The sequence below is a fragment of the Coprococcus hominis (ex Arizal et al. 2022) genome (assembly GCF_040094675.1).
Taxonomy (GTDB): domain Bacteria; phylum Bacillota; class Clostridia; order Lachnospirales; family Lachnospiraceae; genus Coprococcus_C; species Coprococcus_C hominis.
Genome location: NZ_JBBNHG010000026.1, coordinates 193,690 through 205,316 on the forward strand (window position 1 = coordinate 193,690; position 11,627 = coordinate 205,316).

Below are 11,627 nucleotides of genomic sequence, written 5' to 3' on the forward strand. Positions count from 1 at the left end.
AATTATAATCAAGGTGTAGGAAGAAAGAGACTACACCTTTTTTAGTAAGTGTTAGTAGTATTGCGGAGCATATAGTGATTAGTGTATGTGTCTGTATTTCATTTCAGAAATATGAATATGTTTGGAACTTAGAAGAACTCGATGTTCTGTAATTATCCAGCAATGTTTGAACACGATGTTCAAACAAGCCGCCACTGAGCCACGGATGGCGAATTGGCGGCGGTTGCGTTCGGTATCTATTTGTATATCAGAACATTTAGTTCTTCTTAGTTACAATACATCTGATATTTCTGAAATGAAATATAGGCAGTACGTAATCACTATATGCCCGCCCAATAGAATTAGGAGGACAAAAAATGAGTAAGAAATTAGTCGCATATTTTAGTGCAAGTGGAATTACAAGAAACGTCGCAAAGATGGTAGCAGAGGCAGCAGGCGCGGACCTGTACGAGATCACGCCGAAGGAAGCCTACACAAAGGCAGACTTAAACTGGATGGATAAGAAATCAAGAAGCAGCGTAGAGATGACAGACAAGAAGATTCGACCGGAAATCACAGACACTGACGCGAAGATTTCAGAGTATGACGAGATATTCCTTGGATTCCCAATCTGGTGGTACGTAGCACCAACGATCATCAACACATTCCTGGAGAAGTATGATTTTACAGGCAAGAAGATCGTGCTGTTCGCAACATCCGGCGGAAGCGGATTCGGAAATACCGTAAAGGAATTGCAGCCATCCGCACCGGGCGCACAGTTTGTCGAGGGTAAGCTGCTCAACCATGCAAATAAGAAGGAAATCGAAGAACTGGTAACAGAATTTTAGGAAGGATAAGAACATGGCAAAGATTACACAGACAGCAGGCAGAAATGCACTCGGAAAATTTGCTCCGCAGTTTGCACATTTTAACGATGATGTATTATTTGGAGAGAACTGGAACAACGAGGATATTGATGTCAAGACACGAAGCATCATTACCGTAGTCGCACTTATGGCACAGGGGATCACGGATTCTTCTCTGAAATTTCATTTACAGAATGCGAAAGCACATGGTGTGACACAGAAGGAAATCGCTGCGATCATCACCCATGTAGCATTTTATGCCGGATGGCCAAATGGATGGGCCGTATTCAATCTGGCAAAGGAAGTCTGGGATGTGGATGAAGGCGACCTGCCTTATGAAGATCCGGCGATGCGTGCGCATGCAAAGAAAATGGTATTTCCAATCGGACAGCCAAACGATGCATTTGCACAGTATTTTATCGGACAGAGTTATCTGGCACCGGTATCCACCAGTCAGGTTGGAATCTTCAATGTCACATTTGAGCCGGGCTGCAGGAACAACTGGCATATCCATCATGCAAAGAGCGGTGGCGGACAGATTCTTGTATGCGTAGCCGGACGTGGATATTATCAGGAAGAGGGCAAAGAAGCCATCGAGCTGAAACCGGGCGACTGCATCAACATTCCGGCAGAGGTTAAGCATTGGCATGGCGCTGCACCGGATAGCTGGTTCAGCCATCTGGCAGTGGAAGTACCGGGCGAGGAGACATCCAATGAGTGGTGCGAGCCGGTAACAGATGAGGAATATGGTAAGTTGAAATAAAAACATTTGGGATTGCAGGAGGGTTTATACATGGAGTACGCAAAACTTGGAAATACCGATATTGAAGTATCGAAGCTTTGCATCGGATGCATGAGCTTCGGAAAAGCAGGTACAATGCATGACTGGACACTGGATGCGCAGGAAAGCGAGAAGGTGATCAAGCATGCGTTGAAGCTTGGTATCAATTTCTTTGATACTGCAAACTGTTATTCCGCAGGAACCAGTGAAGAATATCTGGGACAGGCACTGAAAAAGAATGTGGCACGTGATAAGGTTGTGATCGCATCGAAGGTGTATTTCAATGAGGGTAGACTGTCAAAGGCAGCGATTGAGCGGGAAATCGACGGTTCCCTAAAAAGGCTTGGAACCGACTATCTGGATTTGTATATCATTCACCGGTTTGATTTTGATACTCCGATCGAGGAGACGATGGAAGCACTGGATGGTCTTGTAAAGGCTGGAAAGGTGCGTGCAATCGGTGCATCTGCGATGTATGGATATCAGTTTTATAATATGCAGCTTGCCGCAAAAGAGCGGGGACTGACACCGTTTGCTACGATGGAGAATCATTACAATCTTCTTTACCGGGAGGATGAGCGCGAGTTGATTCCAATCTGTAAGCAGATGAATGTTGCGCTGATGCCGTACAGTCCGCTTGCTGCCGGGCATCTGTCAAGACCTGTGTGGAATACAGATTCTCTGCGGAGTCAGACCGACCGTGTTGCACATGGAAAGTATGACCGGATGGAAGAACAGGATATGAAGGTGGTTGCCAGAGTGCATGAGCTCTCAGAAAAACACAATTGCAAGATGTCACAGATTGCTCTTGCATGGCAGTGGGCAAAGGGCGTGACAGCACCAATCGTCGGAGTAACGAAGACTGCATACTTGGATGATGCAGCAGGTGCGCTCGATGTGAAGCTTTCCGCAGAGGACGTGGCTTACCTGGAAGAGATGTATGTGCCACATCCAGTCGTTGGAGCTATCAAAGAAAATCCGGCACAGGGCGTTGTGCTGTTGGATGAGAAAAAGTAATTATTTCCCAACCACCAGCGCAAAATATCCCCAATCCCAGATCGGGGATGCAAAACTATTTTCCAGATATTCGCGGATATCCGCATCTTCATAACCGGTCATGCGCGACAGGATTACGATATAGTCACGGACGGTTTCGTAAGAAAGATGATTTGCTCCTTCGGCAGAGCAGAGAAGAAAAAGGCTCTGCCGGATGGATGCATATTCCATGGCAATCCATTCGAGATGTAACAACATATCGTCGATCGTATCCTCCGGCATAAGCAGGTCGGAGAATATTTCGTTTGCCACATAGTTCCGAAACAGAATATCGTAGGTATGTAATTGCTTATTAAAATCGATAAGTCTCTCATCGTCTGGTACAGTGAATTGTTCTGCGAGCGTAATCAGTGGATTCAAGTACGGCGCGTACAAGCCTTCCCCGATATAATTTACAGATAGATCCTGTAACAGCTCATTGCATTCCATCCATGTGTCCGCAGCCGGAAGTTCTACGTCGTGGATAGCTGCACGAAGCTCTGACAGCGAAGAAAGTGAGAAATATTCAGTTACCTTTGCTATGGTAATCGGAGCGTTTTTTGCCAGTTCAGATAGAATATAAAAGCTTTCTAATAAAGCTTCTTCGATAGAAATATTCATATCCTGAATCAGATCCATGATCGAAGCGCGGATCAAAAAGAGTGCGTCCGGATCAGACACCTGTGGGAAATCCAGCAGCGTATCTCTCCACAGATCAATCACTGCCGGACAGCATGGCATGAGCATCCCTTCCTTGTGGTTGTGAAAGGTATGATATTCCCGCGGGAAGGTTGCACACGTTTCTGAGAGCACAGAATCTCCGTAGGCAGACACCAAGCGGCACAGCTTGGCGTCATCTAAGAAAGGACAGCGATGCATCGCGTCTAATCCGATTACGCGCTGCCCGTCTTTCTTCGTTGTGTAGGCACTTAAATTCTTACGGCATTCCGGTACGGTATCCGGCGGAAGCAGCTTCTTCCAGCGGCGGTTCGTGTCTGCATCGACCGCGATTTTCCATTCTTTACAACAGGTGATCGGACATTTGTCCGCAATACAGGTGAATTTGTTATAATAATCCGGCGTTAACATGTGTGATTTTAATTCTCCGTTTCTGTATTCAAAGCCAATATCGGCTGACTGTCTAACATAGCGAAATCATTATAAATGAAAAATGGATATAGGACAATATGCGGTTGACAATTCCGGAAAGCAGCCATATATTATAATCGGTTTTGTATGTGTCTTATATGCATTTTCAAGAAAAATCTGGTGGTATGCATGATTCTATATGTGTAAAATTGTGCTAAAATAAAAGACACGCATAGAGAATGGAGGAATTATCATGAACGAGAATATGAAAAAAAGAAATGAGGTTCTGGCACAGACCGTTATCAAAGGATTGGAATCCCGGAACATGACCGGTTACTATGCAGCAGATAAGGGAGAAGCTTTGAAGCTGGCACTGGAGATAATCGGCGAGGGCAGCTCCGTTGCGATGGGTGGTTGTCAGAGCGCACACGAGATTGGTCTGGTGGATGCCTTGCAGGCAGGAAATTATAATTACATAGACCGTTCGAATATGACACCGCGTGAGGGACTTCTGGCAGCATATGATGCAGATGTATTCTTGTCGAGCGCCAATGCGATGACGAACGATGGCATCATCGTAAATATCGATGGAAATTCCAACCGCGTATCCTGTATCGCACAAGGCCCGAAGCGGGTGTTATTCATCGTGGGAATGAACAAGGTCTGTTCCGATCTTGATGCGGCGATGAAGCGTGCCAGAAATGTGGCAGCTCCGGCGAACGCCCAGCGGTTTGATGTGAAGACACCGTGCAAGGTCACAGGCAGATGTTCCGATTGTAAATCTCCGGATACACTCTGTTGCCAGTTCCTGATTACAAGGTTCTCACGTCATGAGGGAAGAATCCATGTGATTCTAGTGAACGATACACTTGGATATTAATGCATTTGCCGGAAATTTATGAGAGGAAATTATTATGCAGAAAAATACGTTAGAAGGGAAAGCCAAAACAAAAAACGGGATTAAACGGTTATGTTTTTGTGCCGTGTGTATTTTGCTTGAAGTTATATTTATAGTCTCCATGATAACAAGACTGAACGAATATGCAGAGATTGTAAATCTTCTGACACGTTTGCTTGGAACAATCCTTGTATTGGCATTATATGCGTCAGATCAGACCTCATCCATGAAGATGCCGTGGATTATTCTGATACTGATATTCCCGATCATGGGTGTTGCGTTATATCTGCTGATTGGTTTAAATGGTGGCACACGGAAGATGCGCAAACGGTATGAGAAAATCGACAGCCGCCTTTTCCCATTGATTCCGGCTAACAGAGATAATCTGGAAAGATTACGTTTGCAACTCCCCAAAGCCGGAAGTATCTCCACGTATATACAGAGAAATTCAAGCTATCCGGTGTACCGGAATACAGATATCACATATTATGATGAAGCAATCAAGGGGCTTCATGCGCAGCTTGCAGATCTGGCGAAGGCAGAACATTTTATCTTTATGGAATATCATGCAATCGAGGATGCGGAAGCGTGGCATATGGTACAGGAAGTATTGGAAGACCGCGTAAAGGCGGGAGTGGAAGTCCGCGTATTCTATGATGATATGGGGTCAATTGGATTTATCAATACAGATTTTATTAAAAAGATGGAAAAAGTCGGTATCCGGTGCAGAGTGTTTAATCCATTTACCCCTGGATTAAATATGTTTTTAAATAACCGGGATCATCGTAAGATTACGGTGATTGACGGTAAGGTAGGATTTACCGGAGGGTATAATCTCGCAAATGAGTATTTTAATATGACCCAGCCATACGGTATGTGGAAGGATACAGGTATTCGTTTGGAAGGAGATGCGGTAAAATCCCTGACCGTGACGTTTCTGGAAATGTGGAACGCCGTGAGTGACAAAGATGTGGATGATGTGGATGTTGAGAAATATCTTACTCCGTCCGGCTACCGGGCCAGACAGGCTGGTTTCGTGCAGCCGTATGCAGATATTCCAACCGATGATGAACAGGTTGGAGAGGAAGTTTATATCAGTATCATAAATAAAGCAGAGAAATACTGCTGGTTTATCACACCTTATCTCATTATCACGGATGAGATGACACATGCATTATGTCTGGCAGCAAAGAGGGGCGTGGATGTACGGATTGTCACGCCGGGAATTCCGGATAAGAAGCTGATTTACAACGTTACGCGTTCGTTTTATCACGGATTGGTTAAGCATGGAGTGCGGATCTATGAGTGGACACCGGGATTTTGCCATGCGAAAATGAGTGTGGCAGATGATTGTATGGCAACCTGCGGAACAATCAATCTGGATTACAGGAGCCTGTATCATCATTTTGAGAACGGCTGTTTCATAGTTGACAATCCTGCTGTATTATCTATCCGGCATGATCTGGAGAAAACGATGCAGGAGAGCAGGGAAGTGACAGAAAAATATTGTTCCGGACGCAGTGCGTATCTGCGTCTGGGACAATTATTCATGCGGTTATTTGCAGGACTGTTGTAGAAGTATTTTACAGGAATTTATCCAGTTCTGCTTCCACCTGTTTTTTCTTTTTAATCTTCGGATGGTCGATGATCGTGCCTCTGGCAACCACCATATCTACGTTGCGGAGTGCACGCAGATCATCTAAAGGATTCTTCGCAGTGACAATCAGATCGGCTGCTTTCCCCTTTTCAATCGATCCCGTGATATCGCCGATTCCGGCAAGCTCGGCGCTTCGCGCGGTTGCCGTATAGAGTGCAAATGCATTCGAGATACCCACGTATTTGTGGAAGTAATAAAGCTCGCGCCAGAAATCGTACTGTGTGATCCACGGGCAGCCGACATCATTGCCAAGTACAACCGGAATATCGTTTGCCAGTGCCTTCTTGGAGCAATCCACGATTCCTTCGAATACGACATTGCCGTTATATTGCTCGACTTCGGTCGCATTTGTGATAGAGCGGTCGAAGAGCGCATATGGCAGAGCCGGTGAGATCGTTGTGCAGAGGAATGCACCGCGTTCCTTGAATAATTCGATCATCGCATCATCCATCTTCGCACCGTGCTCGATCGAGTCGACACCATTTTCCAGAGCCACGCGGACACCCTCCGGAGATTCCACATGGGCGGAAACGATATAGCCGTCGGCATGTGCTTTGTCGCAGACGGCACGCACCATATCCGGCGACATCTTCAGCTCGCCCGGGACACCCTTTTCTTTGGCGTCTAACACACCGCCGGTAATCATGAGCTTCACTAAATCAACCTTTTCCTTCTTTGACTGTTCGAGATGCGCAAGTGCTTCCGGGATGGAGGCAGCGGCAATCGCAACCGAACCTGCCATGTGTCCACCCGGAACCGAGATGCCCTCGTTGGCGGCAAGGATACGCGGACCAACCTTTGTTCCGGCAGCAATCTCATCCCGCAGGCGGGTGTCGAAGCTTCCGAGTCCGCCGACCGTCCGGATCGTCGTGACACCACTTAACAGTTCATCCTTCGCAAAGCCGGAAACCATCTTGTAAGCGATGGCACGTGTCAGGGAAGAACACATTATCTTCTTTACGAGTTTTTCATTGTCGCGCTGTTTTTTCTGCGGCTTTCCATTTCCGGCAAGATGCACATGCATGTTGATGAGTCCGGGCATGATATAACGTCCTTGTAAATCTATGGTTTTGTAGCCGGCAAGGTCGGCTGTATCCGGTACGATATCGGTGATCGTGCCATCCTGTACGAGGATGCAAAGACCGGTCTGCACCTGCATGTCTTTGGTTCCATCCAGTATCTTTCCATTTGTAAATGCGTAATTCATAAGCAGCCCTCCGTTCTTAATTCTATGTCCACTATACAATAGTTGGAGATGATCTGGCAATATTCGGAATCGCAGGAATGTCGTACATTTGCTGCGGGATTGAGGTATAAATATAATTGACATGAAAAAGGTTGAATGATAATATAATGTTACAAAGTGCTACCGATAGACGGTTAGCCTTGATAATGTTTAGTTATAAAAATAACCGCTCACAGTTTACCAGGCTGGGCGGTTATTTTTGTGTCTTATCATTGCTCTTAGAACCAACGGCATAACCAAGAGCAAAGCAAGTAATACATAAGCTGATAATGGCTATAAAAAGCTCCGTTGTAAGCATAAGCACAAACCTCCTCGACAGATTTCCCCAAATGGATTTCTATGTAAACACAAGCTATAACTCTTGTGGAGAAGGCTAACCGCCTACCGAATAGGGTAGCACCATAATTATTATATCAAACATATGTTCGAGATGCAATGAAAATATTAAATAAAATTGAGCAATAAAATAATATGGTTCATGGGCAGTAATATGTTGTTAAATATGTTCTTGCAGGTTTATATTTTTTTGATAGAATAAAACATAATAAAGTAGATTTAGCATTTATGAGAAACGGGCGGGAAAGTGTGGAAAGGAGTTAAAATGAGCTTAATTAAAGGGATTCATCACGTATGTCTGAAATGTGCTAACGAAGAGGAATATAAGGAAGTGGTACATTTTTACCACGAGATTTTGGAATTAGAGATTGCCAGAACATGGAGCGAAGGCACTATGTTCCGGTTTGGAAATGCAGTATTGGAAGTGTTCGCAAATGGCAGAGAAAAGGCAGAGACAGGAATCATCCGGCATTTTGCACTTGCAACCGAGGATGTAGATACCTGCGTGGAAAAGCTGAAGGCAGCAGGGTACGAGGTGTTTGTGGAACCAAAGGATATTGTGATTCCATCCGAACCGGAATATAAGGCAAGAATCGCGTTTGGTAGAGGACCGCTTGGAGAAGAAATCGAGTTTTTTCAGGAGCGATAGGAAGGAAAAATATGAGTGATAATCAGAACAACAATCCCAAGGGAATTATAATTGGAATGCTTTGCCTGATCTGGGGACTGGGATCGATTGCAGCGATGCTGTTTTGTTCCAAACTGGAGAATCATACGGGAATTCTCCTTGTGCTGCTTGGACAGTTTTTTCTTGTGATCGGCTTGATCGCCGTAATCTGCAATAGGAAAGCCAAACCATATCCATTTATTGTATTGGTATTTCCGCTTGTCGGGATTGCATTGCTTGTATGTGGAATTTATATCTTGACAAAAGGAGAGATTGCTTTGTCGATGCTGGATCAATATGCACCATACATATTGATCTGGATATTCCCGCTTGCCGGGATAATGATGATAGCAGGTACGCTTGGGAAAATCCGGTACCTGAAGCAGGTATGTACGCAGGAGGTTCAGGCAAAATGCGTCGATATTGAAAGTGCGTCTGCCGCAGGCACACATAGAAGAAAGCATGTAACGATGCCGGTTTACAGTATCTCCTATAACGGAGAAGAGAAGCTTCTTAGAAAAGGCATGTACACCAATCTGAATCATTTTGAGATCGGAGCATATTATAACATCCGGATAAATCCGACGAATCCGGATGAATATCTCGATGAGAATAACAGAAAAGGAAATAACTTGATTTTGATACTTGGTGTTGTACTGCTTGTCGTGACGCTGCCGGCGATCGTATATATGTATATCAATGGGATTTGAGATAAATAAAATAAGATGGAAACCGGTTGTAAGAAATGTTTTATTCAGATGAAATTTACCACCAATAATTAGAATAAAAAATCTATTTTGGTACTTGATTCATAAAAATCAATCTGTTAGAATACACATATAAAAAGGGAGTAGCTTGCCGGTCGCGGTTCACTTCTTCGTCAAGACAGTTATTGAAACATATAACTCGGAAAGTGATGAAATAGCGAGACTTTTACTGTTTACGCGGTAGGAGTCTCTTTTTTTATACCTACTGCAAAATAAAACAAAGAAAGAGAGGTAGAAAGGATGTTCTTGAAGGTTGTTATTTTGTTGGTAGGTTTTTTGTTTCTCGTGAAGGGGGCAGACTGGTTTGTAGAGGGGGCGGCGAGTATCGCGAAGAAGCTTGGAATTCCGCAGCTCATCATCGGTCTGACGATTGTAGCGATGGGAACGAGTATGCCGGAGGCAGCGGTCAGTATCACGGCGGCGCTGCAGAAGAATGCAGGAATCACGATTGGAAATATCGTGGGAAGTAATATCTTAAATATTCTGATCATTCTTGGTGTGACAGCGGTAATCACGAATGTAGCGATCCAGACTTCGACGTTTCGTTATGAGATACCATTTATGATGGTAGTTACGATCATACTGCTGGTATTTGGAATTACCGGCGGGGAAGTGACATTCGTAGAAGGTATTATTTTCTGGGTTTTGTTCCTGTTATATCTTGGTTATCTGTTTGTGATGGCGAAGAAAGGAACCAATGAGGAAGAAGGCGAAACAAAGGATTACCCGATATGGAAATGCATTCTTTTCATGGTGATCGGCGGTGTGCTCGTTGTAAAGGGAAGCGATTTCGCAGTCAGCGGAGCATCTGCAATCGCACGATATTTCGGTATGAGCGAGCGGTTTATCGGACTTACGATTGTAGCACTGGGTACCTCACTTCCGGAGCTTGTGACATCTGTCACAGCAGCGCGGAAAGGAAATGCGGGAATCGCAATCGGAAATATCGTGGGTAGCAATATTTTCAATATCTTGTTCGTAATCGGTACAACTGCACTCATCTGTACAGTGCCATTTGAGAGCAAATTCATCATAGATACGATCATTGCGGTTGTAGTTGGTGCGATCTTGTGGATCGGAACATATAAGCATAAGGAGCTGCGGCGTCCATGCGGCATCTTCATGCTGCTATGTTATGTGGCGTATTTCGTGTATCTGTGTATGATGTAAAGAATGTGTGTTGGGGAAATTCTTTTTGTTTGACTTTTTCTCCCCAATAAAAGTATGTATATAGCAAGCTGGTTTGGGGTATTTTTCGAATTTCGAAAAATACCCCAAATGATAATCGAGAATCTGACAATTTCACTGGGTGAAAAAATCTAAATTCGAAAAATTTCCCCAAACCCACCAATAAAGATGAGAGATAGTTGGGTAAAAAAGTGGTAATCAGCAAAAGTCACCCAACAGCAGTCAACAATATCCCCAAATTCATACAAAAACCACACTGCAACAGTCATCTATATCAACCAATTCATACAAAAACGTACGCCACACGAATAAAAAATAAAAAACATTCGTAAAACCTCTTGACAAACGAGTTAGCCAGAACTAACATATATACGAATAAAACAACAAAAATATTCGCATATAGTAGGGAGGACGCAGAATGTTTATCGAAGGAAAAAATCTGGTAAAGAAATACGGAGAGGGAGAAGCAACGGTGTTCGCGCTCGATCATGCCGAGTTTGGGGTAGAGAAGGGCGAGATCGTCGTAATCTTAGGTCCGAGTGGAAGTGGTAAAAGTACATTGCTGAATATCCTTGGCGGTCTGGATAAGTTGACCGAGGGAAGTATGCTGGTAGACGGAACCAATCTGGAGAAGATGTCTGCCAAAGAGCTGGAGCTGTATCGGAGGGAGAAGCTTGGATTCGTATTCCAGTCCTACAATCTGACGCCGGATCTGACTGTGCGTGAAAATATTGAGATGACAGCAGAGCTTGTGCAGGAGCCGCTCAGTACCGACACACTGATCGAAGAACTGGGACTGAAGAAGTATGAGACACATTTTCCAAAGGAGCTTTCTGGTGGTCAGCAGCAGCGTGTTGCAATCGCGCGGGCAATGGTGAAGAAGCCGGATATCCTTCTCTGTGACGAGTTAACCGGTGCGCTTGATACAAAGTCATCAAAGGATGTATTGCAGCGTGTACAGAAAATGAATGATACATATAAGACGACAGTCGTGATTATTACACACAACCTGAACATCGCCGGAATGGCAGACCGGATCATCAAGATCACGGATGGCAAGGTTGTATCCAATCAGAAGAATGCAGATAAGAAACGAGTAGAGGAGATGGAGTTGTAAT

Annotated in this window: 11 protein-coding genes; 9 read left to right on the forward strand and 2 right to left on the reverse strand. The window is 44.5% G+C overall.

Features of this window, described 5'->3' with window-relative positions; genetic code table 11:
* The first annotated feature begins 356 nt into the window (after positions 1-356).
* From AAAT93_RS04375 to AAAT93_RS04385, 3 genes are read left to right on the forward strand one after another with little or no spacing between them, the layout of a single operon-like run.
* Positions 357-827 carry a flavodoxin gene (locus AAAT93_RS04375; RefSeq protein WP_118671560.1) on the forward strand — a complete coding sequence of 157 codons (471 nt, stop codon included), beginning with the start codon at positions 357-359 and terminating at the stop codon, positions 825-827.
* A 13-nt stretch (positions 828-840) separates the two neighbouring features.
* Positions 841-1,608, forward strand: coding sequence for a carboxymuconolactone decarboxylase family protein (locus tag AAAT93_RS04380; RefSeq protein WP_177986643.1), 768 nt, complete (start codon positions 841-843; stop codon positions 1,606-1,608).
* Between the two features lie 30 nt (positions 1,609-1,638).
* The gene (locus tag AAAT93_RS04385) at positions 1,639-2,643 is read left to right on the forward strand and encodes an aldo/keto reductase (RefSeq protein ID WP_227573029.1); all 1,005 of its coding nucleotides are present in this window, start codon (positions 1,639-1,641) and stop codon (positions 2,641-2,643) included.
* On the opposite strand, the gene fliB is transcribed toward AAAT93_RS04385, so the two are convergent.
* On the reverse strand, positions 2,644-3,750 hold the full coding sequence (gene fliB, locus AAAT93_RS04390) for a flagellin lysine-N-methylase (RefSeq protein WP_227573030.1): 1,107 nt from the start codon (positions 3,748-3,750) through the stop codon (positions 2,644-2,646).
* 253 nt (positions 3,751-4,003) lie between these two features.
* Between fliB and AAAT93_RS04395 the strand changes: the two genes are divergently transcribed.
* Positions 4,004-4,630: a lactate utilization protein gene (locus AAAT93_RS04395; protein ID WP_227573031.1), complete on the forward strand. Its 627-nt coding sequence runs from the start codon at positions 4,004-4,006 to the stop codon at positions 4,628-4,630.
* 34 nt (positions 4,631-4,664) lie between these two features.
* Complete coding sequence (cls, locus tag AAAT93_RS04400; RefSeq protein ID WP_227573032.1) at positions 4,665-6,224, forward strand: cardiolipin synthase; 1,560 nt, start codon at positions 4,665-4,667, stop codon at positions 6,222-6,224.
* A gap of 7 nt (positions 6,225-6,231) precedes the next feature.
* Here cls and AAAT93_RS04405 read toward each other — a convergent pair whose 3' ends face one another.
* The gene (locus AAAT93_RS04405) at positions 6,232-7,512 is read right to left on the reverse strand and encodes an amidohydrolase family protein (RefSeq protein ID WP_227573033.1); all 1,281 of its coding nucleotides are present in this window, start codon (positions 7,510-7,512) and stop codon (positions 6,232-6,234) included.
* Between the two features lie 640 nt (positions 7,513-8,152).
* On the opposite strand from AAAT93_RS04405, the gene AAAT93_RS04410 reads away from it, so the two are divergent.
* From AAAT93_RS04410 to AAAT93_RS04425, 4 genes are all read left to right on the forward strand, one after another.
* Positions 8,153-8,536 carry a VOC family protein gene (locus tag AAAT93_RS04410; protein ID WP_021986337.1) on the forward strand — a complete coding sequence of 128 codons (384 nt, stop codon included), beginning with the start codon at positions 8,153-8,155 and terminating at the stop codon, positions 8,534-8,536.
* 11 nt (positions 8,537-8,547) lie between these two features.
* Positions 8,548-9,264 carry a hypothetical protein gene (locus AAAT93_RS04415; RefSeq protein WP_021986336.1) on the forward strand — a complete coding sequence of 239 codons (717 nt, stop codon included), beginning with the start codon at positions 8,548-8,550 and terminating at the stop codon, positions 9,262-9,264.
* A gap of 297 nt (positions 9,265-9,561) precedes the next feature.
* A complete protein-coding gene (locus tag AAAT93_RS04420; RefSeq protein WP_195541423.1) occupies positions 9,562-10,491 on the forward strand; it encodes a calcium/sodium antiporter in 930 nt (309 codons plus the stop codon).
* 436 nt (positions 10,492-10,927) lie between these two features.
* A complete protein-coding gene (locus tag AAAT93_RS04425) occupies positions 10,928-11,626 on the forward strand; it encodes an ABC transporter ATP-binding protein (RefSeq protein ID WP_195541471.1) in 699 nt (232 codons plus the stop codon).
* Position 11,627: the final 1 nt, after the last annotated feature.

What these genes read in the sequence shown, in the direction of transcription:
- AAAT93_RS04375 (WP_118671560.1), top strand. Translation starts at nt 357, where the DNA reads ATGAGTAAGAAATTAGTCGCATATTTTAGTGCAAGTGGAATTACAAGA.
- AAAT93_RS04380 (WP_177986643.1), top strand. Translation starts at nt 841, where the DNA reads ATGGCAAAGATTACACAGACAGCAGGCAGAAATGCACTCGGAAAATTT.
- AAAT93_RS04385 (WP_227573029.1), top strand. Translation starts at nt 1,639, where the DNA reads ATGGAGTACGCAAAACTTGGAAATACCGATATTGAAGTATCGAAGCTT.
- fliB (WP_227573030.1), bottom strand. Translation starts at nt 3,750, where the DNA reads ATGTTAACGCCGGATTATTATAACAAATTCACCTGTATTGCGGACAAA.
- AAAT93_RS04395 (WP_227573031.1), top strand. Translation starts at nt 4,004, where the DNA reads ATGAACGAGAATATGAAAAAAAGAAATGAGGTTCTGGCACAGACCGTT.
- cls (WP_227573032.1), top strand. Translation starts at nt 4,665, where the DNA reads ATGCAGAAAAATACGTTAGAAGGGAAAGCCAAAACAAAAAACGGGATT.
- AAAT93_RS04405 (WP_227573033.1), bottom strand. Translation starts at nt 7,512, where the DNA reads ATGAATTACGCATTTACAAATGGAAAGATACTGGATGGAACCAAAGAC.
- AAAT93_RS04410 (WP_021986337.1), top strand. Translation starts at nt 8,153, where the DNA reads ATGAGCTTAATTAAAGGGATTCATCACGTATGTCTGAAATGTGCTAAC.
- AAAT93_RS04415 (WP_021986336.1), top strand. Translation starts at nt 8,548, where the DNA reads ATGAGTGATAATCAGAACAACAATCCCAAGGGAATTATAATTGGAATG.
- AAAT93_RS04420 (WP_195541423.1), top strand. Translation starts at nt 9,562, where the DNA reads ATGTTCTTGAAGGTTGTTATTTTGTTGGTAGGTTTTTTGTTTCTCGTG.
- AAAT93_RS04425 (WP_195541471.1), top strand. Translation starts at nt 10,928, where the DNA reads ATGTTTATCGAAGGAAAAAATCTGGTAAAGAAATACGGAGAGGGAGAA.